The sequence below is a fragment of the Pseudoxanthomonas sp. UC19_8 genome (assembly GCF_042700505.1).
GTDB classification, from domain to species: Bacteria; Pseudomonadota; Gammaproteobacteria; order Xanthomonadales; family Xanthomonadaceae; genus Pseudoxanthomonas_A; species Pseudoxanthomonas_A winnipegensis.
In genome coordinates this window covers 3,879,746-3,906,663 of the sequence record NZ_CP170559.1, presented here as the reverse complement: position 1 = coordinate 3,906,663, position 26,918 = coordinate 3,879,746, and the positions used below count along the sequence as shown (strand labels likewise).

Sequence of the window (26,918 nt, the reverse complement as noted above, 5' to 3'; positions counted from 1 at the left end):
GACCTTGGCGCCTGCGGGAACGACGGTAGGAGCGTCGGCGGCGCGGCGGCATCCATGCAGTAAGGTGATCAGCCCAAGAAGGCCCAACCGCGCCCTCCATGTCCGACAAACCCTCCCGGTCCGGCGACGCGCCGCGCGCCAAGGTGCAGATGGCCGACATCGCCCGCATGGCGGGTGTGTCCGAGTCCACCGTCTCGCGCGCGCTGGCCGACAACCCACTGGTCGCCGAGCGCACCCGCGCCTACGTCAAGCAGCTCGCCGCGCGCGCCGGCTACCAGGTGGACCCGGTCGCGCGCAGCCTGCGCTCGCGCCGCTCCAACACCATCTGCGTGGCGGTGCCGCTGATGCACGCCTTCGAGCAGCCGCTGTCGGACCCCTTCATGATGACCATGCTGGCGCTGCTGGCCGAGGAGCTGACCGGCAACGGCTACAGCATGCTGCTGTCCAAGGTGGACCGGCACCAGGACGGCTGGGTCGAGCGGCTGGCGCGCAGCAGCCGCGCCGACGGGCTGGTGATGCTGGGCCAGAGCTCCGAGCACGAGGCGATGAACGCCGCCGCGCGCGAGGGCTGGCCGATGGTCGTCTGGGGCAGCCGCATGCCCGGCCAGGCCTATGTCAGCGTCGGCAGCGACAACCGGCGCGGCGGCGAGCTGGCGACCGCGCACCTGATCGAGGCCGGGCGCCGGCGTATCGCCTTCCTCGGCGACGAGCAGCTGCCCGAGGTCGCGCCGCGCTTCGCCGGCTATCGGGCGATGCTTGAACAGCACGGGCTGGCGTTCGATCCGCGCCTGCACGCGCGCAGCCACTTCGTCAGCGAGGACGCCTACCGGCTGACCCGCGCGATGCTGAAGAAGGCCGACCCGCCGGACGGGGTGTTCGCCGCCTCGGACCTGATCGCGCTCGGCGCGATCCGCGCGCTGGGCGAGGCCGGCCTGCGCGTGCCGCAGGACGTCTCGCTGGTGGGCTTCGACGATCTGCCGCTGGCCAGCTACAGCCAGCCGCCGCTGACCACGGTGCGCCAGGACCTGACGCTGGCCGCACGCCACATGGTCGATCGCCTGCTGGCCCTGGTCGACGGCGGCACCGCCGACTCGATGGAGATGCCGGTGCAGCTGGTGGTGCGCGAGTCGGCCTAGCGCCGCTCTTCCACGCCCGGATAGCCCGCGCCCGCGCTTGAACGCGCGGCGCCGGCCCGCGGCGCGCGCACGCGCTGCACGCCGACGAACAGCATCGACACCGCCGCGGCCAGCAGCAGCGCCCCGGCCAGCCGGATCACGTTGCGCGCATCGCCGCCGAGCAGGCGGTCGAAGTACAGCGGCAGGGTCAGGATCTGGATCAGCATCGGCAGCACGATGAACAGGTTGAACAGCCCCATGTACACGCCGGTGCGCTCGGGCGGGATGCGCTCGGCCAGCATCAGATAGGGATTGCCCATCATGCTGGCCCAGGCCAGGCCGATGCCGATCATCGGCAGCAGCAGCAGCCAGCGGTCCTGGATGACAGGCAGCAGCAGCATGCCGATGCCGGCCGCGGTCAGGCAGGCCGCGTGGGTCGGCTTGGGGCCGAAGCGCCGCGTGAACGGCACCATCGCGAAGGCCGCCACGAAGGCGACGAAGTTGTAGAAGCTGCCGATCTGCCCGTTGATCAGCCCGGCCTGGCGGAACGCGTGCGAGGCCGGATCGGTGGTGCTGAACAGCGTGGTCGACAGCGACAGCACGATGTACTGCCAGTAGCAGAACATCGCATACCACTGGAACAGCATCACCGGCGCCAGCTGGCGCATGGTCGGCGGCATCTCGCGCAGCGCGCAGACGATCTCGCGCAGCGCCGCGCCCAGGCCCTGCCCGCCCTGGCGCAGGCGCGCGCGCTCGGCGGGCGTGGGCTGCGGCTCGCGCACGCTGCGCGCGGTGAGCAGGATCGAGCCGGCCGAGAACGCCGCGCCGATCACGAACGCGGCGATGGTGACGTAAGGGATGTGGTGGCTGTTGGCCGCGTCCTGGTCCATGCCGAACCACACCAGCAGCGAGGGCGTCAGATAGGCCAGGGTCTGGCCCAGGCCGGTGAACGCGCTCTGGGTCAGGAACCCGAGCGGGCGCTGCTCGGGCGTGAGCACGTCGCTGACCAGCGCGCGATACGGCTCCATCGCCACGTTGTTGGCCGCATCCAGCACCCACAGCAGGCACACCGCCATCCACAGCGCGGTGCTGAAGGGCATGGTCAGCAGGCACAGGCTGCACACCAGCGCGCCGAGCACGATGAAGGGCAGCCGCCGCCCCCAGCGCGTGCTGGTGCGGTCGCTGATCGCGCCGACCAGCGGCTGCAGCACCAGCCCGGTCACCGGACCGGCCAGCCACAGGTACGGCAGGCTGGCGTGGTCGGCGCCCAGGTAGCTGTAGATCGGGCTCATGTTGCTCTGCTGCAGCCCGAAGCTGTACTGCACGCCGAAGAAGCCGGCGTTGAGCAGCAGCACGCGCATGAGCGGGAACGTGGTGGGACGCGAGGACATGCCGTTGCCTTGGAGAACGGGTGGCGGGTCCGGCAGGGCCGGCGCGACATAGCCTGCGAGCTTTGCAATCGTTTGTAACGACGCAGCGCAGCAAGAAATCCTTGCAATCGCTAGGACATTCATTTGCAATCTATCGATGCTGCAGTGCAAGTTGCAATCGATTGCAAAACCCCAATACTCCGCCGCCACACCGCCGGCCATCCGGTCGGCCCGGCCCGGGGAGGGACGGTCAGGTGCGCGTATCACGCCACACACCACGAACCGTGAGAGGGGTAATCCGATGTCCATCAAGACCACATGTCGCATCCACGTCCTGGCCTGCGCGGTGAGCGCGGCCCTGGCCGCGCCGGCCGCGCTGGCCCAGCAGGCCGCCTCGGCGACCGTCTCGCCCGCCGACGGCGCCACCAACCTGGACATGGTCTTCGTCACCGGCACCACCAGCGCCAAGACCAAGCTGCGCAGCGCGGTGTCGGTCAGCACGGTGGGCGCCGAGGCGATCGAGCAGTCCGCGCCGCGCTCCAGCGCCGAGATCCTGCGCAACATCCCCGGCATCCGCTCGGAGTCCAGCGGCGGCGAGGGCAATGCCAACATCGCCGTGCGCGGCCTGCCGGTGGCCTCCGGCGGCGCCAAGTTCCTGCAGCTGCACGAGGACGGCCTGCCGGTGATGGAGTTCGGCGACATCGCCTTCGGCAACGCCGACATCTTCCTGCGCGCGGACAACACCGTCGAACGCATCGAGGCCATCCGCGGCGGTTCGGCCTCGACCATGGCCTCCAACTCGCCCGGCGGCATCGTCAACTTCATCAGCAAGACCGGCGAGAGCCGCGGCGGCAGCGTCGGCATCACCCGCGGCCTGGGCGACTGGGACAACACGCGCCTGGACTTCGACTACGGCCAGCCCTTCGCCGAGCACTGGCAGTTCAACGTCGGCGGCTTCTACCGCCGCGGCGATGGCGTGCGCGATGCGGGCTTCGCCACCGACAAGGGCGGCCAGATCAAGGCCAACCTCACCCGCCTGTTCGAGAACGGCTATGTGCGCGTCTACGGCAAGTACCTGGACGATCGCGCCGCCGGCTACCTGCCCGCGCCGGTAGGCGTGCGCGGCAGCGACGGCTCGCCGCATTTCCACGACCTGCCCGGCTTCGATGCCGGCAGCGACACGCTCTACAGCCCCTACATCCGCCGCACCCTGGCGCTGAACGGCGACAACCGGCCCGAGACGGTGCAGCTGGGCGACGGCATGCATCCCAAGTCGCAGGCGATCGGCGCCGAGGCGCAGTTCGACCTGGGCGGCTGGACGCTGACCGACCGCTTCCGCTTCGCCGACAACTCGGGGCGCTTCGTCGCGCCGTTCCCGGCCGAGGTGACCGACGCGGCGACCCTGGCCGCGGAGATCGGCGGCGCCGGCTCGCGCCTGCAGGTCGCCAGCGGCCCCGGCGCCGGCCAGGCCTACACCGGCATGGCGGTGCGCACCATGCTGTTCAACGTCAAGCTCAACGACCTGAACAACACGACCAACGACCTCAACCTCACCCGCAGCTTCGCCGCCGGCGACGGCGGCACGCTCGACCTGAAGGCCGGCCTGTACTCCTCGCGCCAGGTGATCGACGTGGACTGGCTGTGGACCTCGTACGTGCAGTCGCTGGAGCACCGCGCGCGGCTGCTGGACGTGTACAACGCCGCCGGCGCCTCGCTGTCGCAGAACGGCGTGTACGCCTACGGCCAGCCCTACTGGGGCAACTGCTGCACGCGCAACTACGACACCCGCTACACCGTCAACGCGCCCTACGTGGCGCTGACCTGGACCAGGGCCCGCTATCGCTGGACGGCAGCCTGCGCTACGACATGGGCACCGCGCGCGGCACCTACGCGGCCGCCACGACCACCACGATGGACGTCAACGGCGATGGCGTCATCGAGGCGCCCGAGCAGCAGGTAGCGGTGATCGACTACGCCAACCGCAAGCCGGTGGACTACGACTGGAATTACCTGTCCTACTCCTTCGGCGGCAACTACCTGATCAACGACGACCTGGCGGCGTTCGCCCGCTACAGCCGCGGCGCGCGCGCCAACGCCGACCGCCTGCTGTTCGGCATCGTGCGCGACGACGGCTCGGTGTCCTCCAGCGAGGCGGTGAACTTCGTCAAGCAGCTCGAGGGCGGCCTGAAGTGGCGCAGCGGCGGCCTGAGCCTGTTCGCCACCGCCTTCGCCGCGCACACCCAGGAGCAGAACTACGAGGCCACCAGCCAGCGCTTCCTCAACCGCAGCTACAAGGCGCACGGCCTGGAGCTGGAGGCGGCCTATCGCACCGGCGGCTTCGGCCTCAACGGCGGCCTGACCTGGACCGACGCGAAGATCGACAAGGACCAGATCACCCCGAGCAACGTCGGCAACACCCCGCGCCGCCAGGCCAAGTTCGTCTGGCAGCTCACCCCGAGCTACCGCGGCGAGCGCTACGAGGCCGGCGTCAACCTGATCGGCACGACCTCGGCCTACACGCAGGATTCCAACCAGCTGAAGATGCCCGGCTATACGCAGGTCAACCTGTTCGCCAACTACCACATCACCAGCGCGCTGACGCTCTCGGCCAGCGTCAACAACCTGTTCAACGCCTTCGGTCTGACCGAGGCGGAAGAAGCCAGCATCCCGGGCGACGACATCATCCGCGCCCGCTCGATCGCCGGGCGTACCGCCAGCCTCGGCCTGCGCTACGACTTCTGATCCATCACCCAAGGAGCCTGCCGCGCCCGCCCGGGCGCGGCGCCATCATGACCCCCACGCCTGCCCCACGCGCCACCCTCGTTTCCGATGCGCCCGACCCGGAGGGCCTGGCGCTTGGCCCGCGCTGGGCGCGGCACGCCCCGCGCCTGCTCGAGGCGTTGCGCGCGCTGTACGGCGACCATCCCGACTACGCCGGCTGGCTGTCGTCCTGGCTGCAGGCGGTGGCGGAGAAGATGGGGCAACGGCCGCCGGCGCTGGCGCAGCTGGACGCCACCCGCGCGCCGGACTGGTTCGGCCAGCCGGACATGGCCGGCTACAGCACCTATGTGGACCGCTTCGCCGGCGACTTGCGCGGGCTGACCGCGCGCGTGCCGTACCTGCAGGACCTGGGCGTGCGGTATCTGCACCTGCTGCCGTTCCTGCGCATGCGGCCGGGCGACAGCGACGGCGGCTTCGCGGTCAGCGACTACGGGCAGGTCGATCCGCGCCTGGGCAGCAATGACGACCTGCGCGCCCTGACCGCGCAGCTGCGCGCGGCCGGCATCAGCCTGTGCGCGGACTTCGTCCTCAACCACACCGCCGACGACCACGCCTGGGCACAGGCCGCGCGCGCCGGCGATGCGCATTACCGCGGCTACTACCACCTCTATCCCGACCGCCGCGTGCCCGATGCCTACGAGCGCACGCTGGGCCAGGTCTTCCCACGCACCGCGCCGGGCAACTTCAGCTGGGTCGAGGACGCGCAGGCCTGGGCGTGGACCACGTTCTACCCGTTCCAGTGGGACCTGGACTGGCGCAATCCGCACGTCTTCGGCGACATGGCGCTGGCGCTGCTGGAGCTGGCCAACCTGGGCGTGGAGGTGTTCCGCCTGGATTCCACCGCCTATCTGTGGAAGCGGCCGGGCACCGACTGCATGAACCAGCCCGAGACCCACGTCATCCTGCGTGCGCTGCGCGCGCTGGTCGACATCGCCGCGCCCTGCGTGGCGCTCAAGGCCGAGGCCATCGTGCCGATGGACCAGCTGCCGCCCTACTTCGGCCAGGGCGCGCACGCGGGCGAGGAATGCCATCTGGCCTACCACAGCTCGCTGATGGCGGCCGGCTGGTCGGCGCTGGCGCTGCAGCGCGCCGACATCGTGGCCAACGTCATCGCGCGCACGCCGCCGCTGCCGCCGGCCGCGGGCTGGCTGGCCTATGTGCGCTGCCACGACGATATCGGCTGGAACGTGCTGCGCGCCGAGGCCTCGGGCGCGACCGGGCTGGCGCCGTTCTCGCTGGCGCAGGTGGAAGGCTTCTACGCCGGGCGCACGCCCGGGTCCTTCGCCCGGGGCGAGTCCTTCCAGAGCGATGGCGAGGGCGTGCACGGCAGCAACGGCATGGCCTCGGCACTGTGCGGGCTGCAGGCGGCCGAAGAGGCCGGCGACCCGGCGCAGGCCCAGCGCGCGATCGACCGCATGCTGCTGCTGTACTCGCTGGCCATGGCCATGCCCGGCATCCCGATGCTGTACATGGGCGATGAGCTGGCGCTGGGCAACGATGCGACCTGGCGCGCGGACCCGCTGCGCCGTGGCGAAGGCCGCTGGCTGCACCGCCCGCCGATGGACTGGGACCTGCTGGCCCAGGCGCAGGCCGACGCCGGCACGCCGCATGGCCGGGCGCTGGCCGGCCTGCGCGCGCTGATCGCGACCCGCAAGCAACTGCCCGCGCTGGCCAGCACCCAGCCGCTGGACACCGTCGACACCGGCGATGCGCGCGTGCTGGCGGTGCGCCGCGGCGCGGACTTCCTGGCCGTCGGCAACTTCTCCGACGCGGACTGCACGCTGAGACTGGACGTGCTGTCCGACGGCGCCTGGACGCTGGTCGCCGGCGGACAGGCCCGCCACGCCGACACGGCCGTGCACCTGGGGCCGTGGGGATTCGCCTGGCTGTCCCGCCCCGTCTGACGCCGCGCGCGAACGCGCCCATCCTTGAGGAGAGAGTCATGCGCAAGATCGTCTGCTTCGGTGAAGCGCTCATCGACATGCTCGGCCTGCCCACCGGCCATCCCGACGCGCCCACCGCCTTCCACCAGAACGCCGGCGGCGCGCCGGCCAATGTCGCCGTCGGCATCGCCCGGCTGGGCGGCGCGGCGTGTTTCGTCGGCATGCTGGGGCGCGACCTGTTCGGCGACTTCCTGCTCGAACGCATGGCCGCGGCCGGCGTGGACCTGGGCCACGTCCAGCGCACCGACGCGGCGCGCACCGCGCTGGCCTTCGTCTCGCTGGACGCGCAGGGCGAGCGCAGCTTCAGCTTCTACCGGCCGCCGTCGGCCGACCTGCTGTTCGAAAGCGCGCACTTCCAGCCGGCGTGCTTCGAATCGCTCGGCACCTTCCACGCGTGTTCCAACAGCCTGACCGGCGAGGGCGTCGCGCAGGCCACCCTGGACGGCATGCGCCGGGCGCGCGCGGCCGGGGCGCTGGTCAGCTTCGACATGAACCTGCGCCCGGCGCTGTGGCCGGCCGATGTGACGCCGGGCGAGCGCATCGCGCAGGCGCTGGCGCTGGCCGACCTGGTCAAGCTCTCGCGCGAGGAGCTGACCTATCTGGCCGCGTTCCTGCAGACCACCGACGAGGCGGCGATCGCCCAGCTGCTGGCCGGCCACACCCGGCTGCTGGTGGTCACCGACGGCGGCGCGCCGGTGCGCTGGTACACGCGCACCGGGCGCGGCGAGCGTGCGGGCTTCGAGGTGACCGTGCGCGACACGACCGCCGCCGGCGATGCCTTCGTCGCCGGGCTGCTGTTCGCGCTGGCCCGACGCGGCGTGGATGCGGCCGGACTTGCGGCGCTGGCCGAGGATGCCGAAGCGCTCGACGAACCGCTGCGCTTCGCCGCGGCCACCGGCGCGCTGGCGGTCACCCGCGCCGGCGCCTTCGCCGCCATGCCCAGCCTGGCGCAGGTGCAGGCCCTGCTGGAGACCGAGCGCCGCGACGACGCCATCGTGGTGTGAATGCTCTAGGCTGTCGCTCCCCTGCCCCGGGCCGCCCGCATGGACGACGCCGCCGCCTACGCCAGCCTGATCGACGAGGCCTTCGCCGATTACCACGCCCGCTTCGCGGACATCACCCGGCGCGCCAAGACGCGCTTCGAGCAGCGCGACTGGAACGGCGCGCGCGACGATGCGGTCGAGCGCATCGCGCTCTACGACGCCTGCGTGGACGAGTGCCGGCTGCGCCTGCAGGCGGTGATGGGCCAGCGCGCGTTCGACCGCACGCTGTGGCACGCCATCCGCACGCGCTACGCGGCGCTGATCGATAACCAGATCGACCGTGAGCTGTACAAGACCTTCTACAACACCCTGACCCGGCGCTTCTTCCGCACCCAGGGCGTGGATGCGCAGGTCGAGTTCGTGGCGCTGGACATCGCGCCCACCGAGGCCATCACCCATCCGGTGGCGCGGCACAACTATCTGGTCTCGCAGACCCGGCCGATGGACACCTTCGCCCGGCTGCTGGGCGACTACGTCTTCGCCGTGCCCTATGCGCACCAGGCGCGCTGCGCGGCGGCCATCGCCGTGCGCCTGCACGACGACCTGACCGGCTGGGGCGAGCCGGTGCGCGCGGTGGAGCTGCTGGACACGGTGTTCTACCGCGAACGCCGCGCCTACCTGGTCGGCCGCGTGCTGGGCGAGACGCGCTTCGCCCCGTGCATGATCGCGCTGATCCACGACGAGGCCGGCCTGCGCGTGGACGCGGTGCTGACCCGGCGCGCGGACGTGGCCCAGTTGTTCGGCATCTCGCGCAGCTACTTCCACGCCGACCTGCCCACGGTGGGCGACGCGGTGGTGTTCCTGCGCACGCTGCTGCCGCACAAGCCCATCGACGAGCTGTACACCGTGCTGGGCCGCGCCAAGCAGGGCAAGACCGAGCGCTTCCGCACCTTCTACCACCACTTCAACGACCACCCCGGCGAGCAGCTGATCCAGGCCGAGGGCACGCGCGGCCTGGTGATGGCGGTGTTCACCCTGCCCAGCTATCCGCTGGTGTTCAAGCTGATCCGCGACCGCTTCGCCGAGACCAAGCAGGTCACGCGCCAGGACGTGGAGGACCGCTACGCGCTGGTGTTCAACCGCGACCGGGTCGGCCGCCTGCTCGATGCGCAGCCGTACCGCTCGCTGCGCTTCCCGCTGGCGCGCTTCGCCCCGGCGCTGCTGGAGGAGCTGCAGCAGACCTGCGCCAGCAGCCTGAGCTTCGAGGGCGAGGACGTGATCATCGCCCTGTGCTACGTGCAGCGCCGCCTGCGCCCGCTCAATCTGTATCTGCGCGAGCAGCCGGCCGAGGCCGCGCGCGCGGCGGCGCTGGACTACGGCCAGGCCATCGTCGACATGGCCCGCAACAACATCTTCCCCGGCGACATGCTGCTGAAGAACTTCGGCGTCTCGCGCCATGGGCGGGTGGTGTTCTACGACTACGACGAGGTGCGGCTGATCACCGACTGCCGTTTCCGCGACTGGCCCAAGGCGCAGAGCTACGAGGAACAGATGGCCGACGAGCCCTGGTTCCATGTCGCGCCGGGCGATGTGTTCCCCGAGCGCTTCGCGCAGTTCATGGGCCTGCCCGCCGCGCTGACGCAGGCCGTGCGCGCGGTGCATGGCCAGCTGTTCGACCCGGCCTGGTGGCGAGAGCTGCAGGCCGCGCTGGCGCAGGACCGCTATCCCGACACGCCGCCTTATCCGCCCTCGCTGCGCGTGGCCTGAACGCCGCGACCATCGGCCATGCCGCATCGCGAGAAAGTGGTTGACGCTTCGAGGATGCAGGCACAGACTTCCGCCCGCCCGGCGCAGGCCACAGCGCGCCGGTCCCTTTCGTGAAGCTTTCCTCCTCATGCCCAGCGACCCTTCCAGTCGATCTTGTCTGCCGTCAACGGTGGCTGCGCGCTGAGTCCTGATCGGGTTCGGCCAGGCGGCCGTTGCGGCTGCCCAACCAGGCCGTCCCGATGAACCTGAAGCACTTCTCCTTCAAGACCACCGACCCGGTGGCCGCCCAGCTGGACGCGCTGCGTCCGCTCAACACCGCCGACGTGGTCGAGCGGCTCAACAAGCTCAAGCCCGCCCTGGCCGATGCGACCTTCGCCGGCCTGTCCGACGAGCGCGCGATCAACGTGCTCGAAGCGCCCGAACTGCTGCGCGCCCCGCAGCTGCTGCAGGCCCTGCCGCGGCCGCGCCGGGCGCGCGTGCTCGAAGGCATGGCCGACGACCGCGCCGCCGACGTGGTCCAGGCGCTGGAGCTGACCGACCAGGCCGCGGTCCTGGCCGACCTGGCCGCCTGCGCCCCGGCCAGCGCGCACGCGATACAGAAGCTGATGCGCTACCGCCCGCGCACCGCCGGCGCGCTGATGACCACCGAATACGTCGGCGTGCCCGCCGACTGGACCGTGGGCCAGACCCTGGACCACGTGCGCGAGGTCGAGCGCAAGCGCGAGACCGTCTACGCCATCTACGTGCTCGCCCCGGGCAGCGACGTGCTGCAGCAGGTGGTCACCCTGCGCCGGCTGATCACCGGCGCGCCGGGCGACAACATCCTGACCGTGGCCCAGGTCAATCCGCCGGTCACCGTCTCGCCGCTGACCGACCAGCAGGAGGTCGCGCGCCTGATCCGCCGCCACGACCTGCTCTCGCTGGCCGTTGTCGACGAGCAGCGCCGCATGCTGGGCATCGTCACCGTGGACGACATCATCGACACGATGATGGAGGAGAGCACCGAGGACGCGCACAAGTTCGGCGGTATGGAGGCGCTGGACGCGCCGTACATGCAGATCGGCTTCTGGCGGATGATCCGCAAGCGCGCCGGCTGGCTGTGCGCGCTGTTCCTGGGCGAGATGCTCACCGCCAGCGCGATGCAGCACTTCGAGGGCGAGCTGGACAAGGCGCTGGTGCTGACCTTGTTCATCCCGCTGATCATGAGCTCGGGCGGCAACTCCGGCTCGCAGGCGACCTCGCTGCTGATCCGCGCCCTGGCCCTGGGCGAGCTGCGCCTGCGCGACTGGTGGAAGGTGGCCCTGCGCGAGCTGCCCACCGGCATGCTGCTCGGCGCGATCCTGGGCGTGATCGCCATCGTGCGCGTGGTCGCCTGGCAGCAGCTGGGCATCTACGACTACGGCCCGCACTGGCCGCTGGTGGCCCTGACCGTGGGCGCGGCGCTGGTGGGCATCGTGACCTTCGGCTCGCTGGCCGGCTCGATGCTGCCGTTCGTGCTGCAGCGGCTGCGCTTCGACCCGGCCAGCGCCTCGGCGCCGTTCGTGGCCACGCTGGTGGACGTCACCGGCCTGGTCATCTACTTCAGCATCGCCCTGCTGATTTTGAGCGGGACGCTGCTGTAGGCGCGCGGCGAGCGCGGTTCGTTGGAGCCACCATTGGCGAAGACGCCACAAGGGCGGCCTCCACCGGTAGAGCGGAGCTTGCTCCGCTGCGTTTCGGCCGGATTATCGGGAAGGCCCAGCGGAGCAAGCTCCGCTCTACAAGGAGGCCGCGATGCGCTCGGAAGAGACAACGGCTGCCACGCACGCTGGGCCCCTCCCCTTTCGCGCAGCGAAGGGGGAGGGTGGGAGGGGGGTGCTTTTCAGCTTTCCCGCGGAGAGCACCCCCCTCCCCTCAGTCGCTAGGTCGCGACTTCGAGCTCCCCTTGGCCTGCGGCCAAAGGGAGGGGGCTAAGCGCGCATCGCCGACGCGTAAGGGGACATTTGCTCCTCCTCACGCGTTCGCGCAGCGCGTCATGCGGGGGCATCGCCTCGCCGTGTAACGTGTGGGGCGATGCCCCGCCTCCAGGCCACCGCAGCCACCGCATGAGCACCTACCGCCTCAAGTCCGTGTTCGCGCCGGCCTCGATCGCCATCATCGGCGGCAGCCCGCGCGATCGCTCGGCCGGGCGGGCGGTGGTGCGCAACCTGCGCGCGGCCGGCTTCCCCGGGCGGATCGCCTGGATCAATGCGCGCTACAAGCGCATCGACGAGGTCGACACCGTGCCGCGGCTGTCCGACCTGGACTATGTGCCGGACCTGGTGATCGTCACCACCCCGGCGCACACCGTGCCCAAGGTCGTGGCCAATGCAGCCCAGCGCGGCGTGGCGGCGGCCATCATCCTCACCGCCGGGCTCGGCCACGGCTCCGGCTCGCTGGCCGAGGCCACCGAGCGCGCCGCGCGCGCCCACGGCCTGCGCCTGCTCGGACCGCACTGTCTGGGCGTGATCGCCCCGCACGCGCGGCTCAACGCCAGCATCGCCGCGCACACGCCGATGGCCGGCGACCTGGCGCTGATCTCCGAGTCCTCGGCCATCGCCGCGGCGCTGGTCGAATGGGGCGTACAGCACCAGGTCGGGTTCTCGGCTGTGGTCTCGCTGGGCGATGCGATCGACGTGGACTTCAGCGATCTGCTGGACCACTTCGCCATCGACCAGTGCACCCGCGCGATCCTGCTCTACGTCGAATCGATCCGCGACGCGCGCAAGTTCATGTCCGCCGCACGCGCGGCCGCCCGCGCCAAGCCGGTGGTGGTGGTCAAATCCGGCGTGGCCCGCGCCGGCGGCGGCGAGGACACCCACAGCCAGTCGCTGGCACGGCCCGATGCGATCTACGACGCGGCCTTCCGCCGCGCCGGGCTGTTGCGCGTGGGCGCGCTGGACGAGCTGTTCGCCGCGGCGCAGACGCTGGGCCGGCTGGGCACCTTCCCCGGCCGGCGCCTGGCGATCCTGTCCAACGGCGGCGGCGTGGGCGCGCTGGCGCGCGATCAGCTGACCCTGCTCGGCGGCAGCCTGGCCACGCTGTCGCCGGCCACGGTGCAGCGCCTGGACGGCGTGCTGCCGCACGGCTGGACGCGCGAGAACCCGGTGGACATCGTGGTCGACGCCGATGGCGAGCGCTACGCCACCGCGGTCGAGGCGCTGCTGGCCGACCCCGACAACGACGCCCTGCTGGTGGTCAACGTGCCGACCGCCTTCACCTCCTCGGCCGATGCCGCCAGCGCGCTGGTGCGCAGCGCCGGCGCGCGCCCGCGCCACAGCCATGCCAAGCCGGTGTTCGCGGTGTGGCTGGGCGGCGGCGAGGCGGCGCTGTCCACGCTCAACGCGGCGCAGATCCCCAGCTACGCCACCGAGGCCGATGCGGTGGCCGGCTTCATGCATCTGGTGCGCTACCGGCAGGCGCAGACCGCGCTGATGGAGACCCCGCCCAGCCTGCCCGAGGACTTCGTGGTCGATGCCGCCGCCGCGCGCGCGCTGGTCGAACAGACCTTGAGCGAGGGACGGCGCTATCTGGACCCGGTCGCCGCCAACGCGGTGCTGCGCGCCTACGGCATCCCGACCGCGCAGCTGTGGGTGGCGGCCGATGCGCAGGCCGCGGTGCGCTTCGCCCAGCCGCTGCTGGACCAGGGCCAGCCGGTGGCGCTGAAGGTGCTCTCGCCGGACATCCCCAACAAGTCCGATGTGGATGGCGTGCGCCTGAACCTGGTCTCGGCCGAGGCCGTGCACATGGCCGCGCAGACGCTGATCGAGCGCGCCCGGCGGCTGCGCCCGGACGCGCGCATCGATGGCGTGGTGGTGCAGGCGACGGTGCTGCGGCCCAAGGCGCGCGAGCTGATCGCCGGCATCGCCGACGATGCGGTGTTCGGCCCGGTGATCGTGTTCGGCCGCGGCGGCACCGCCGCCGAGGTGATCGACGATGTGGCCCTGGCGCTGCCACCGCTGGACCTGCGCCTGGCCCATGAGCTGATCGGCCGCACCCGCGTCTCGCGCATCCTCAAGGCCTATCGCGACGTCCCCGCCGCCGACGAGCGCGCCGTGGCCCTGGTGCTGGTCAAGCTGGCGCAGCTGGCCGCCGATCTGCCCGAGATCCGCAGCCTGGACATCAACCCGCTGCTGGCCGACGCCACCGGCGTGGTGGCCGTGGACGCGCGCATCGCGGTGGCCCCCTCGCGTGCGCTGCACAAGGGCCGCGGACACCCGCGCTTCGCCGTGTTCCCCTATCCCAAGGAATGGGAGCGCACCCTGGCCCTGAGCGATGGCGGCACGGTCTTCGTGCGGCCGGTGCGCCCTGAGGACGACGCGCTGTTCCGCGCCTTCTTCGCCCGCGTCACCGACGAGGACCTGCGCCTGCGCTTCTTCCAGTCGGTCAAGCATTTCAGCCACGAGTTCATCGCCCGCCTGACCCAGCTGGACTACGCGCGTTCGATCGCGCTGGTGGCCATCGACCCGTCCAGCGGCGAGATGCTCGGCGCGGTGCGGCTGCTGGCCGATGCCGATTACGATCGCGGCGAGTACGGCATCCTGGTGCGCTCGGACCAGAAGGGCGCCGGCCTGGGCTGGCAGCTGATGCGGATCATGATCGAGTACGCGCACTGGCAGGGCCTGCGCCAGGTCGAGGGCCAGGTGCTGCGCGAGAACCGCACCATGCTGGCCATGTGCCAGCAGCTGGGCTTCACCCTCAGGCCCGATCCGGACGACCCGTCCATCGTCAACGTCACCCTGCCGATCCAGAGCGCCCGCGCGCAGACCTGAGCGGCAAAACGGGCCCGGTGTCACCTTCCGGGACTTGCCCCCTGTTGCGATGCGGCGGCGGCGCGTTAGGCTCGTCCCATGCGCCGCAGGGCACGGATGCGGCAACAAGGGGCGTGACGTGGTGCGGGTGGCGATCGTGGGTTCGGATGTGCAGACCGAAGTGGCGCTGATGCGCCGCCTGCAGCGCATTGCCGCCCTGCCCGCCGACAGCCTGACGCTGATCCACAACCCCGACGGCTGCGACCTGCTGGTGCTGCAAGAGGCATCGACCACGCGCTTGGCCGGCGCGCGCCTGGCACAGGAGCGCCCGGCCCGGCCGCTGTGGCTGATCGATGCCGGCGGGCGCCTGTCCGACCCGCGCCAGGGAGCCGCGCCGCTGCACGAGCAGGCGATCCGGGAGGTGCTGCAGGCCCTGCACGCCCCGCATGCGCAGGCCGACGTCGCCCCGTCCACCCCGGCACGCCCCTTCGCCGAGCAGCTGCGCGAGCACCTGCAGGCCCGGCGCACGCAGGCGGTGCTGTCGCTGGATGGGGTGGACGTGCTGCATCTGGATTTCGTCGCCGGCCAGGCCGTGCCACTGCACAGCGCGCGCCAGGCGGTGGACAACGTGCCCGGGCTGCTGGGGCCGGGCTTCGACCGGCTGGTGCTGCGCGAGGTGGCGTTCGCGCCGGCCGGCCAGGCCCCGCGCCTGGCCCTGACCCCGCTGCTGTGGCAGACCGCGCTGCGCATGCGCATGGTGCCGAAGCTGATCGCGCCGCTGACCGAGACCACCGCCCTGCGCATGCGCCAGTGGCCGGACTTCCGCGTGCTGGCCCACCGCCATGACGACTTCCGGCTGTGCTCGCTGCTGCTCAAGCAGGCCATGACCGCCACCGAGGCCGCCGCGCAGCTGGACATGGACCCCGGCGCGGCGCGCGCCTTCTTCAACGCCGCCTATCTCAGCGGCCACGCCGTGCTGGAAGGCGAAGCGGACGCACTGGGCGCCGCCACCGCCGACGCGCCGCCACCGCCGCCCGGCACCTCGCGCCTGGCGCGGCTGTGGCAGCGCCTGCGCGGCAGCGCGCGCCGCCGCGCAGGCGACTGAGCCCGCCCGCACCGAGCCCGCCCGCGCGACCGCGACGATCGTGACGCCTCCAGGCGTCGCGTCACTCGGAAACCGCCAGCAACCTTCTGCCGTCGTTCCAGTCGGCACGCGGAGCGTGCGTGACGAGGTCGCATCGCGTCGGGCCTGGCACGGAAAACATGGCATCGGTCGCTTCACGCGCAAACCCCGAGCCCCGCGGCCACCCGGCCACCCGGGCAATCAAGCAATCAAGCGGCTCAGTGCACCAGCTCCTCGGACGGCCGCGTGCCGCGCTCGACCCACGCGCGCAATGCGTTCCAGGCCGCCACCGTCTGCGCCGGATCGAAGCCGCAATGCGTGTAGCCCACTACGCCGCCGATCGGCAGTGGTGCCTTCACCCCCGGCACGGTGAACTGCACCAGGCGCGCGTCGTTGCCGGCCTGATGGACGACGCGGCCCAGGCCCTGCGACTGCGCATAGGGCACCAGCGAATCGATCCGGTTGTGCAGCGTCACCAGCGGCACCTGGAAGCGGCCGGTGGCCTGGTGCCAGCGCCGCGCGTAGGCAATGGCCGCCGGGTCGGCGCCGAAGCGCTGCACCTGTCGGTTGAACACGGCCAGCTCCTTGGCGCTCATGTCCGGCACGCGATAGACCTTGCCCCGGTTGCCGTACAGCTGGCCGCCCATGGTCTGGCGCAGATCGTCGGCACCCAAGGCGAGGGTGAGCAGCGGATAGGCGACCGAGGCCGGCTCGTTCTCGAAGCCGCCGATCGCCGCCACCTGCCGCGCGATGCGCGCCTCGGGCCCATCGGGGCGGTCCTGCGCCGCCTTGAACAGCGCCAGCACCGGCGTGGCGAGGCGGGCCATCTGCGTCCCGCGGAACTGCTCCGGATCGGTCGCATCGCCCGGCGGCGGCACGGTGGGCAGCGCGGTGCGCAGCGCGTCCTGCTCGCCCGGCAGGGCGTAGGGCGTGCCGCGGGTCAGCTGGTTCCAGGCCACGCGCATGTCGAACAGCTGCGCGAACAGCGGCTCCCAGCCCTCGGTCACCCCGCACATCGCCAGCCCGCCGGCGAAGGCCTGCGGGTACTGCTCCAACAGCGAGAGCACGATGTTGCCGCCCATCGAGCTGCCGCTGACATAGACCTTGTCCGCGCCCAGGCGCACCAGGAAATCGCGCAGCCGCAGCGTGTTGACCGTCGCGGTCTCCACGCCCATGCCGGCCTTGGCATAGGCGCTGTGCCCGGCCGCCAGGCCCGCGTCGTAGGCGGCCTTCAGGACCCCGGTCGCGCCGGTGCCCGGGGCGGTGGGGTCATCGAGCACGTTCACGGGGCTGCCCGGCGTGGAGTATCCGTGCGCGTAGAGCAGGGCATCGTGGTTCCATCGCGCTGGAATGGCGACGGCGAACTGATCGCCGCCGAGCTTGCCGCCCAGCAGCAGGCCGCCCTCCGGGCCAGGCACGGCGCTGACCTCGGTCGCGCCAAGCGCGGCGGCACGCGCGGCCAGGGCTCGCTGCGCGCTGGTCGGCTCGGTTGGCGCCTTGGCCGGGGCGGTCGCAGAGGTGTCCACCGCGGGGCGCGCAGGCGTGACGGCCTGGTGCGTGGCACTGCAGGCGGATATCAGCGTCATGGTCAGCAGCGTCATGGCCATGCCGCGCGCACGTCGTGCGATCGGATTCATGCGGAAACTCCCTCGAATGACCGGGCCGAGTGTATGGCCTTGCGGAGGGCTCCTTCCGTGGACGTGCCGCGGCCCTGCCCTGGCAGAGGTCATAGGCAAGGCAAGGCCAGTCTACGGGGGCAAGCGCCCTGTGCGGCGCAGCATGACCCGGCGCAGGCGATCAGGCAGCTTGGCGGGACAGGAGTGAGCCCCTTCCATCCGCTGGAGCACCGCGTTGAGAACCGCCATCCTTTCTTGTGGGGCCCTGCTCGCGCTGTTCGCCTCGATGTGGACGGTGCGCGCCGCCGAGACGCCCGATCCGCGCGTGCCGCTCAACGGCGTGCAGGTGCCGCTGTCGGCCTATGCCTCGCCCGAGGCGCGCGTGCGCCTGCAGGCCATGCTCGATGCGCACGCCCGCGGCGAGGGCCCGGGCAAGGACATCGCCGCGGCGCGTGCGTTCTACGACGCGCAGAACAGCGACCGCGTGGCGCGCATGCGCAAGCTGTGGCCGGTGCGCACCAGCGAGCAGCGCTTCGACGGCGTGCTGGCCGACGTGGCCGAGCCGGCCGACGGCATCGCGCCGGCCAACAAGACGCGCGTGCTGATCAACCTGCACGGCGGCGCCTTCCTGTGGGGCGCGCGCAGCGGCGCGCTGGCCGAGGCCATCCCGATCGCAGGCGTGGGCAAAATCAAGGTGGTCTCGGTGGATTACCGCCAGGGGCCGGAATACAGCTTCCCCGCCGCCAGCGAGGATGTGGAAACCGTCTACCGCGCGCTGCTGCGCGCCCACCGCCCGCAGGACATCGGCATCTACGGCTGCTCGGCCGGCGGCTATCTCACCGCGCAGGCGGTGGCGCGCCTGATCTCCAAGCAGCTGCCGCTGCCCGGCGCGATCGGCACCTTTTGCGGATCGCTGGCCGCGCCCGATGGCGATTCCATCTACACCTCGGCCGCGCTGGAGGGGCAGAAGGTGCCCGCCGGCCCGCCCAGGCTCTCGGACTACCCGTACTTCCGCGGCGCCGACCTGTCCGATCCGCTGGTGTTCCCGGCCAACTCGCAGGCCATCCTCGCCCGCTTCCCGCCCACGCTGCTGATCAGCGGCAGCCGCGACTTCGCCCTGAGCTCGGTGCTGCACAGCCACGCGCTGCTCGACGCGGCCGGCGTGGACGCCGAACTGCATGTGTGGGACGGCATGTGGCACGCGTTCTTCGTCGATCCCGAGCTGCCCGAGTCGCGCCAGGCCTATGCGGTGATCTGGCGCTTCTTCGACCGCCACCTCGGCCAGGCGCCGGCCGCGGGCAAGGGGCGCTAGGGCAATGGGCCTGCGATATGCCACGCCGGCCGAAGGCCATTACGACTATCCGCTGCACGTGGGCCAGCTGCTGCGCAGCGCGCTGGAGACCCGCAGCGGCCAGTCCATCCTCGGCAGTGACGGACGCCGCCACGACTATCCCGAGTTCGGCCGGCGCGTGCACCGCCTGGCCAACGTCCTGACCGCGCTTGGCGTTTCGCCGGGCGATGTGGTCGCGGTGATGGACTGGGACAGCCATCGCTACCAGGAGTGCTACTTCGCCATCCCGATGCTGGGCGCGGTGCTGCAGACGGTCAATGTGCGCCTGTCGCCCGAGCAGATCGCCTACACGCTGCGCGACACCGGCGCGCGCGTGGTGCTCTTCCACGCCGACTTCGCCGCGCTGGTGGCGCAGCTGGCCACGCAGCTGCCGCAGCTGGAGCGCTTCGTGCTGACCCATGACGGCCAGCCGCCGGCCTCGCTGCCGCTGGCCGTCGCAGGCGAGTACGAGGCGCTGCTGGCCGCGGCCGAGGACCGGCACGCCTTCGTCGACATCGACGAGCGCGCGCTGGCCACCACCTTCCACACCACCGGCACCACCGGCGACCCGAAGGCGGTGGCCTTCTCGCACCGCCAGCTGGTGCTGCACACGCTGGCCGTCGGCACCACGCTGGGCACGCAGCCCGAGGGCCAGGGGCTGCGCCACGGCGATGTCTACATGCCGGTGACGCCGATGTTCCACGTGCATGCCTGGGGCCTGCCGTACCTGGCCACGCTGCTGGGCCTCAAGCAGGTCTATCCCGGCCGCTACGTGCCGGCGCAGCTGCTGCGGCTGCGCCGCGAGGAGGGCGTGACCTTCTCCCACTGCGTGCCGACCATCCTGCAGATGCTGCTGGACGCCTTCGGCCCCGAGGACCCGGTCGACCGGCGCTGGACCGTCATCGTCGGCGGCTCGGTGCAGCCGCGCGCGCTGCATCGCGCCGCGGCCGCCAAGGGCATTACCACGCTGTCCGGCTACGGCATGTCCGAGACCGCGCCGGTGCTGAGCATCGCGCGCTCGTTCGCGGCGCCGGGCGCGCAGCGCGAGACCGAGCTGTGCAGCGCCGGGCACCCGGTCCCGCTGGCGCAGCTGCGCGTGGTCGACCCGGACATGCAGCCGCTGCCGGCCGATGGCCAGCACCAGGGCGAACTGGTCGCGCGCACGCCGTGGCTGACGGCCAGCTACGGAGGCAATGTCCAAGCCGGCGAGGCCCTGTGGCGGGGCGGCTGGCTGCACACCCAGGACGTGGCCAGCATCGCCGCCGATGGCCGCGTGGTGATCCGCGACCGGCTCAAGGACGTGATCAAGACCGGCGGCGAATGGGTGTCCTCGGCGCAAATGGAGGACCTGACCGTGGCCGGCCCCGGCATCTGCGCCGCCTCGTACGTGGGCGTGGCCGATCCGCGCTGGGGCGAGCGGCCGGTGGCCTTCGTGGTGCCCGCCGAGGGCGCGCAGGTCTCGCTGGAGGGCGTGCGCGCGCACCTGCAGCAGCACGTGGACAGCGGCGCGATCAGCCGCTATGCCCTGCCCGACGAGCTGATCGTGGTCGAGGAGCTGCCGCGCACCAGCGTCGGCAAGATCGACAAGAAGGCGCTGCGCGCGCGCCTGGCGCAGCGCGACACCTTCCAGCGCGACTGATGCCCGGGCATTCGATGCGACGACGCCGTCGGCCCCGGCCCGCGGCACGCTGGCGGCGTGCCGGCGCCAGCGGACGGCACGCACCGTCACGGACAGGCATCGCGCCGGCCAGCCTGGGTTTAAGGCGCGGCTGCTAGCGTGCATGGGTGATCCCTGCCGGCCTGCTGGCCAGACGGCCCGCACCGCGCAACGGACACGCACCGCAAGGTCTGCCGCCATGAAGTCCATCGCCGTCGTCTCCCTGTTGCTGCTCTGCGCGCCGCTCGCCGCCCTGGCCCAGACCCAGCCGCTGAACCTCAAGCTCAAGGACGACACCAGCTTCTCCGGCGCGGGCGATCCGCCCGGCACCTATTACGGCGACCACAGCGGCCCGGTCGTGGAGACCGACCCGGCCCGGCCGGTGTCCGAGCTGGACGACGGCAAGGCCCACGTGCATGGCGCGTTCACCACCGGGATCGGCTATTCCAAGGGCTACGGCAGCAGCACCTACAACGCGGCCGATCTGAGCGTGGCCAAGGCGTTCACCAGCGACGAGGGGCGCACCAGCGTGATGCGCCTGGACATCCACGTCAGCAAGAGCGATGGCCCGTTCGGCGGCGGCCCCTATGGCGGCTACTGGCGGGGGTATCCGTAGGCCTTAGGCGCGGCGATGCGCTGCTCGGCCGCCGACGAGGCACCGTGACAATGCGGACAGATCGGGCCTGATCTGAACGACCCGCTCAGCCTGGGCGTTGACCCGGCGCGTGCCGCGCCGCGACAATCGCCCACAGAAGGGGAGTAGCTCCCACGCGCTGCGATCGTCATGACGGGCTTCACGCCCCGGTCCAGCGGCAACCGGCCCACTGCTAGGGCCGGCTGTGAGCGAGACCTTCGCCGCAACGGCGAAGGTGTGTGTGTCCCGGATCTCCTTCTTTCCCGGATTCCGTGCGCTTCACTGGACTCGTCGCAGCCTTCGTCCCTTGGCTTACGCGTGGAGCATTCGCATGCAAACAATTGCAAACCCCTGGCTGTGGGGTGGATTCGTGGTGGTGGTGATCGCCGCCCTGTTGGCCGACCTGGTGCTGATGCGCCACGGCGGCCCGCACAAGGTCACCTTCAAGGAAGCGCTGTGGTGGTCGATCGGCTGGGTCGCCCTGGCCCTGGCCTTCAACGCCGGCCTGTGGTGGTACCTGCACCAGACCATCGACGCGGCCAACGCCAACCGCATCAGCCTGGAATTCCTGACCGGCTACCTGGTCGAGAAGTCGCTGGCGGTGGACAACATCTTCGTGTTCCTGATGGTGATGTCCTACTTCGCCGTGCCCGAGGAGCAGCGCCAGCGCGTGCTGGTGATCGGCGTGCTGGGCGCGATCTTCCTGCGCGCGATCATGATCTTCGCCGGCGCCGCGCTGCTGACCAAGTTCCACTGGCTGCTGTACGTCTTCGGCGCGTTCCTGCTGTTCACCGGTATCAAGATGTGGTTCTCGGCCGGCAGCGAGCCGGACCTGGAAGCCAATCCGGCGCTGAAGTTCATGCGCAAGCATCTGCGCCTGACCGACGGCTACGTCGGCCACGACCTGTCGGTGAAGCGCGATGGCAAGCGCTGGTTCACGCCGCTGTTCGTGGTGCTGATCCTGATCGCGGTGACCGACGTGATCTTCGCGGTCGACTCGATCCCGGCGATCTTCGCCATCACCACCGACCCGTTCATCGTGCTGACCTCCAACGTGTTCGCGGTGCTGGGCCTGCGCGCGATGTTCTTCCTGCTGGCCGGCATGGCCGACCGCTTCCATCTGCTGCCCTACGGCCTGGCGGTGGTGCTGGTCTACATCGGCGCCAAGATGCTGCTGATCGATGTGGTCAAGATCCCGGTGCTGGTGTCGCTGGGCGTGGTGTTCGGCATCCTGGCTGTCACGGTGTGGCTGAGCCCTGGTGCGGCCGCAGAAGCCGCAGGCCGGTCCGCAGGCGTAAGCCTGCCGGATCGGTGATCGACCCGCGCCGCGGCGTTCCATCCATGGGACATCGCGGCGCGCTTGTTTTCGCAGCCTCGCGGCGCCATCGAAGCGGGATGGACGCCTACCACCCCGACGATCCGCGCTACGACGCGCAGGCCCAGGCCCGCGCCGACCGGCGCCGTCTGCTGCGCGCCTTCAACGCGTCGCTGGCCTTCGTGCTGCTGCTGGTGTTGTGCTACTGGATGCAGTCCAGCTTCGACTGGCGGGCCCTGGCGATCGCGCCGCACACCGTGCAGGGCCTGGTCGGCATCCTGACCGCGCCGCTGCTGCATGGCTCGGTCGAACACATCGCCTCCAACGCCATCGCCCTGCTGATGCTGGGCACGCTGGCCGGCAGCGTGTACCCGAAGGCCACGCTGCGCGCGTGGCCGCTGCTGTGGCTGGGCTCGGGCCTGGGGGCGTGGTGGCTGGGCGATGCCGGCACGCGCCACCTGGGCGCCAGCGGGCTGGGCCACGGACTGATGTTCCTGGTGATCGGGCTGGGTCTGCTGCGCCGCGATCGTGCGTCGATCGCCGCCGGCCTGATCGCCTTCCTGTTCTACGGCGGCATGCTGCTGACCGTGCTGCCGCGCGAGCCCGGCGTGTCCTGGCAGGCGCATCTGGGCGGCGCGGTGGCCGGGCTGCTGGCGGCCTGGTGGCTGCGCCGCGCCGACCCGCCGCTGCCGCGCAAGCGCTACAGCTGGGAAGTGGAAGAGGAACTCGCCGCGCAGGCGCACGATGAGGACGCCAGCACGCTCGAGCCGCCCTCGCCGCGCGAGGTGCCGGTGCTGTGGCAGCCGGCGCCGCCGGGCCGCGGCACGGTGCTGGTGTTTCCGCCCCGGCCTCCGCAGGACGCCTCAGGTCAGCGGCTAGACTAGCCGGCCGTTCGCTGTCGGCCCTGCCATGCGCCTGATCGCCTCTTCCGGCCTGTCGGCCGTGCTGGCCTGCCTGCTGACCCTTACCGGCTGCGCCAGCGCGCCTTCGCCCGCGCAGCCAACCGCCCCGCGCAAGCCGCTGACTCTGGTCGGCTACGTCACCGCCGGCGAGCCTGTCCGCACCAGCGCCGCCGCCAAGCTGGACGTGGCCAACTTCGCCTTCGCCGCGCCCGATGCCGCGCACCGGGTCAACCTGGGCACGACGCAGAACGCCGCCGCGCTGTCCGCGCTGGTGCGTCTGCGCCAGCAGGCGGCGCCGGGCCTGCGCGTGGTGCTCTCCATCGGCGGCTGGGGCGCCGGGCATTTCTCCGAGGCGGCGGCCACGCCGCAGGCGCGCGCGATCTTCGTCGACAGCGCCATGGCCCTGCTGCGCCAGTACGACCTGGATGGCCTGGACATCGACTGGGAGTACCCGACCCTGGCCGATGCCGGCATCAGCGCCAGCGCCGACGACAAGGCGCACTTCACCGCGCTGCTGGGCGACTTGCGCGCGGCGCTGGACGCGCAGGGCGCGCGCGACGGGCGCCGCTATCTGCTGACCATCGCCGCGGCCGAGGGTCGGCTGGCCTCGGGCCTGGACCTGCCGGCGATCGCGCCGCTGCTGGACTGGATCAACCTGATGACCTACGACTTCTACGGCAGCCTGACCCCGACCACCGGGCATGCCGCCGCGCTGGGGCGGTCGCGGCTGGCACCGGCCGATGCGCGCACGACCGAGGCGGCGGTGGAGGGCTTCCTGCGCGCTGGCGTGCCGGCGGCCAAGCTGCACGTGGGCATGGCGTTCTACGGGCGCCGCTTCGGCGAGGTCGCGCCGCAGCAGGCGGGGCTGCTGCAGCCCTACCACAGCGATGGCGGCTTCATTTCGTATCGCCAGATCGTGGAAGGCGACCTGGTCGGCAGCGGCGGCTTCGAGTCCCACTGGGATCCGCAGGCGCGCGCGGCCTGGCTGTGGAATCCGCGCAGCGCGCAGATGATCAGCTACGAAGACCCGCGCGCCCTGCGCGAGAAGGTCGCCTACGCCCGCGCCCAGGGCCTGGGCGGGGTGATGTTCTGGGAGCTGCACGGACCACGGCCAGGACTTGCTGGACGTGGTGCGCCAGGCGATCGACGACCCGGCGGCCGCCCGCCCGGATCTCATCCCTGCGCGCTAGCCACCGGCAGCGGCGGGGCGGCGGTCGGGCGTCCCAGCGGATCCAGCGCGATCATCACGAAGCGCCCGCGCGTGCACAGCTTGCGCTCGCCGCTGAGCAGGTCCTCGGTGACCACTTCCACGTCCACGTTCATCGAGCTGCGCCCGACCTTGACGATGGTGGCGATGACCTCGACCAGGTCGCCCTTGCGGATCGGCTGGTTGAAGTCCACCTGCTCCGAACGCGCGGTGACGACCGTGGTGCGCGCGTAGCGCGAGGCGACGATGAAGGCGGCCATGTCCATCCAGGCCAGCGCCTGACCACCGAACAGCGTGCCCAGATGGTTGGTGTGGTCGGGAAAGACCATGTGCAACAGGCGCGCCTCGGTGGGGCGGGCTTCGGCGGCGGGGGCCTCGGACATGCGGACAAGCTCCTGATGGGGGGGCCGGACGCACGAAGGCAGTCCGGGCGACCATTGTCGCGCGCCGGAACCGCGCGCGGCGATCAGACCAGAGCCGGGGCCGCGCCAGGGCCTGGTCGCTGGCGATCCCTTCGTGCGTGGCCACCACCACGCGATTTCGCCCTTCGCGCTTGGCCTGGTAGAGCGCGTGGTCGGCGCGCCGCAGCAGCGCGTTGGGCGTCTCGCCCGGCTGTAGCCAGGCCACGCCGATCGAGCAGGTCACGCGCAGCGAGAGGCCATCGATGACCAGCGGCTTGGCGCCTACCGCGTCGTGCAGCGCCTGCAGCCGCTCGCCGGCCGGCGGCTGCAGGCCAGGCATCACGCCGAGCAGCTCCTCGCCGCCGTAGCGGCCGATGATGTCCGAGCCGCGCATGTTGTGGGCCAGGCGGTCGGCGACGCCGGCCAGCACCACGTCGCCGACCAGGTGGCCGTGGGTGTCGTTGACCTGCTTGAAGTGGTCCAGGTCCAGCAGCGCGATCGCCAGCTGCGTCCCGGCGGCATGGGCGCGCACGGCCTCGCGCTCGAGCTGCTCCATGATGCTGGTGCGGTTGTGCAGGCCGGTCAGGCCGTCGTGGGTGGCCTGCACCTGCAGCGCGGTGCGCGCCAGTTCCAGCGCGCGCTTGTCGGCCTCCAGCTCGGCGGTGCGCGCGGCGACCAGGCGTTCGAGCTGCTGCTTGTGCTTGACGATGGCGTGCACGCGCCAGCGCCACAGGCTGCCGACCAGCGCGACCGCCAGGATGCCCCACAGCGCCAGCAGCAGCGGCGAGCGCCACCATGGCGGGCGCACCTCGAAGCCGAAGGTCACCACCTCCGACTGCGCGCGCCGGCCGACGTCCAGCGCCTGCACCTCGATCACCTGCTTGCCCGAGCCCAGCAGCGGGAAATCCAGCGTGCGCGAATTGGTCTCGATCCACGCGTCCTGGCGATCGCGCAGGCGGTAGCGGAACTTCAGCATGTCGGTCCCGGCGATGCTGCCGGGCGTGGACAGGGTCATGCGCACCGGCAGCTGTTCCCACGGCAGCACCGCGCCCGAGTCGATGCGCTGCCCGCCGCGTTCGACCCGGGCGATGTTGAGCGCCACCGGCGTGCGCGCCAGCAGCTGCTCCGGATGCAGCAGGTGGCTGACGCCGCGCGAGGTGCCGATCCACACCGAGCCGTCGCGGTCCTCGAAAAACCCGCCCTCGGAGATGTCCTCGCTGATCAGGCCGTTGGCCTCGTGCAGCCGCGTCCACTTGCCGTCCTGCAGCACGTCCAGGCCCATGCTGCCGCCGACCCAGAGCCGGCCGGCGCGGTCGTGGCGGATGAAGTACGGGATCGCATCGCGCAGCAGCGGATCCTCGACTTCCTTCAGGGTCAGCGTGTCGCCCTGGCCGATCGGGCCGCGAAACAGGCCCGCATCGTCCACGCTGAGCCACAGCGTGCCGTCGCGCCCGATCGAGAGCTTGTCGAACAGCGTATTGGGCATGTCACCCTGCGCGTGGATCCTGGTGACACGGCCGTCGCGCTCCAGGCGCATCACCCCGCCCTTGCCGGCGAACCACAGCCGCCCCTGCGCGTCCTGCTCGACATCGCCAAAGCTCACTGCCGGCAGCGCCTGGAAGCGCCGGGGGACCGGATGGGCCAGATCGTCGATCAGGTACACGCCTTCGGTCGTGCAGATCCACAGGCGCTGGCGATCGTCGAAGAAGATCCGGCGCAGCTTGGCCGGCAGGGTCGCGGCGACCTTCAGCTCGTCGCCCTGCAGGCGCAGCAGCTGGCCGCGATACAGCGCCACCCACACCGCCTGGTCCGGGCCCAGGGTCAGCGCGAACACATCACGCACCGGCTCACCCAGCGGATTGTGCAGGGTCTGGATGCGGTTATCGCCGGCGGTCAGGCGATGCAGGTCGCGCTCGTTGCCGAACAGCATCGCGCCCTGCGCATCGCGCGCCAGCGACCAGTTGGGCAGGCCCTGCAGGCCGTTGCCCGGGCCCCAGTTCTCCAC

At 71.5% G+C, this 26,918-nt stretch carries 15 protein-coding genes and 3 pseudogenes; 14 read left to right on the top strand and 4 right to left on the bottom strand.

What is annotated here, in order from left to right; translation table 11 throughout:
- The first annotated feature begins 98 nt into the window (after positions 1 to 98).
- Positions 99 to 1,136, top strand: coding sequence for a LacI family DNA-binding transcriptional regulator (locus ACFJIT_RS17215; protein ID WP_379654394.1), 1,038 nt, complete (start codon positions 99 to 101; stop codon positions 1,134 to 1,136).
- Here ACFJIT_RS17215 and ACFJIT_RS17210 read toward each other — a convergent pair.
- Positions 1,133 to 2,506: an MFS transporter gene (locus ACFJIT_RS17210; RefSeq protein WP_379654393.1), complete on the bottom strand. Its 1,374-nt coding sequence runs from the start codon at positions 2,504 to 2,506 to the stop codon at positions 1,133 to 1,135. The genes ACFJIT_RS17215 and ACFJIT_RS17210 overlap by 4 nt on opposite strands.
- Before the next feature lie 280 nt (positions 2,507 to 2,786).
- Between ACFJIT_RS17210 and ACFJIT_RS17205 the strand changes: the two are divergent.
- From ACFJIT_RS17205 to ACFJIT_RS17175, 7 genes and pseudogenes are all read left to right on the top strand, one after another.
- Positions 2,787 to 5,227: pseudogene (locus ACFJIT_RS17205) on the top strand (TonB-dependent receptor domain-containing protein).
- Positions 5,228 to 5,274: 47 nt separating this feature from the next.
- Positions 5,275 to 7,170: an amylosucrase gene (locus tag ACFJIT_RS17200; protein WP_379654392.1), complete on the top strand. Its 1,896-nt coding sequence runs from the start codon at positions 5,275 to 5,277 to the stop codon at positions 7,168 to 7,170.
- Positions 7,171 to 7,208: 38 nt separating this feature from the next.
- Entirely contained in the window at positions 7,209 to 8,213 is a 1,005-nt protein-coding gene (locus ACFJIT_RS17195) for a carbohydrate kinase (protein ID WP_379654391.1), read from the top strand.
- 39 nt (positions 8,214 to 8,252) lie between these two features.
- Positions 8,253 to 9,959 carry a bifunctional isocitrate dehydrogenase kinase/phosphatase gene (aceK, locus tag ACFJIT_RS17190; protein ID WP_379654390.1) on the top strand — a complete coding sequence of 569 codons (1,707 nt, stop codon included), beginning with the start codon at positions 8,253 to 8,255 and terminating at the stop codon, positions 9,957 to 9,959.
- Between the two features lie 239 nt (positions 9,960 to 10,198).
- Complete coding sequence (gene mgtE, locus ACFJIT_RS17185; RefSeq protein WP_379654389.1) at positions 10,199 to 11,581, top strand: magnesium transporter; 1,383 nt, start codon at positions 10,199 to 10,201, stop codon at positions 11,579 to 11,581.
- 462 nt (positions 11,582 to 12,043) lie between these two features.
- Entirely contained in the window at positions 12,044 to 14,749 is a 2,706-nt protein-coding gene (locus ACFJIT_RS17180; RefSeq protein WP_379654388.1) for a GNAT family N-acetyltransferase, read from the top strand.
- A gap of 121 nt (positions 14,750 to 14,870) precedes the next feature.
- Positions 14,871 to 15,833 (top strand): hypothetical protein, encoded by a 963-nt coding sequence (locus tag ACFJIT_RS17175; protein ID WP_379654387.1) that lies wholly within the window; start codon positions 14,871 to 14,873, stop codon positions 15,831 to 15,833.
- A 236-nt stretch (positions 15,834 to 16,069) separates the two neighbouring features.
- Here ACFJIT_RS17175 and ACFJIT_RS17170 read toward each other — a convergent pair whose 3' ends face one another.
- Complete coding sequence (locus ACFJIT_RS17170) at positions 16,070 to 17,488, bottom strand: hypothetical protein (protein ID WP_379654386.1); 1,419 nt, start codon at positions 17,486 to 17,488, stop codon at positions 16,070 to 16,072.
- 214 nt (positions 17,489 to 17,702) lie between these two features.
- Between ACFJIT_RS17170 and ACFJIT_RS17165 the strand changes: the two genes are divergently transcribed.
- From ACFJIT_RS17165 to ACFJIT_RS17140, 6 genes and pseudogenes are all read left to right on the top strand, one after another.
- Positions 17,703 to 18,779 (top strand): alpha/beta hydrolase, encoded by a 1,077-nt coding sequence (locus tag ACFJIT_RS17165; protein WP_379654385.1) that lies wholly within the window; start codon positions 17,703 to 17,705, stop codon positions 18,777 to 18,779.
- 4 nt (positions 18,780 to 18,783) lie between these two features.
- Positions 18,784 to 20,436, top strand: coding sequence for a long-chain-fatty-acid--CoA ligase (locus tag ACFJIT_RS17160; RefSeq protein WP_379654384.1), 1,653 nt, complete (start codon positions 18,784 to 18,786; stop codon positions 20,434 to 20,436).
- 217 nt (positions 20,437 to 20,653) lie between these two features.
- Positions 20,654 to 21,070 (top strand): hypothetical protein, encoded by a 417-nt coding sequence (locus ACFJIT_RS17155; RefSeq protein WP_131659459.1) that lies wholly within the window; start codon positions 20,654 to 20,656, stop codon positions 21,068 to 21,070.
- 349 nt (positions 21,071 to 21,419) lie between these two features.
- Positions 21,420 to 22,403, top strand: a complete 984-nt coding sequence (locus tag ACFJIT_RS17150; RefSeq protein ID WP_379654383.1) for a TerC family protein — start codon at positions 21,420 to 21,422, stop codon at positions 22,401 to 22,403.
- Positions 22,404 to 22,483: 80 nt separating this feature from the next.
- Positions 22,484 to 23,287 (top strand): rhomboid family intramembrane serine protease, encoded by an 804-nt coding sequence (locus ACFJIT_RS17145; protein ID WP_130520685.1) that lies wholly within the window; start codon positions 22,484 to 22,486, stop codon positions 23,285 to 23,287.
- 25 nt (positions 23,288 to 23,312) lie between these two features.
- Positions 23,313 to 24,395 (top strand): annotated as a pseudogene (locus ACFJIT_RS17140) (glycoside hydrolase family 18 protein); the annotation flags it as partial.
- 83 nt (positions 24,396 to 24,478) lie between these two features.
- Here the strand turns inward: ACFJIT_RS17140 and ACFJIT_RS17135 are convergent.
- Positions 24,479 to 24,895 carry an acyl-CoA thioesterase gene (locus tag ACFJIT_RS17135; protein WP_130520681.1) on the bottom strand — a complete coding sequence of 139 codons (417 nt, stop codon included), beginning with the start codon at positions 24,893 to 24,895 and terminating at the stop codon, positions 24,479 to 24,481.
- Positions 24,896 to 25,046: 151 nt separating this feature from the next.
- Positions 25,047 to 26,195 (bottom strand): annotated as a pseudogene (locus tag ACFJIT_RS17130) (diguanylate cyclase); the annotation flags it as partial.
- Between the last annotated feature and the right edge of the window lie 723 nt (positions 26,196 to 26,918).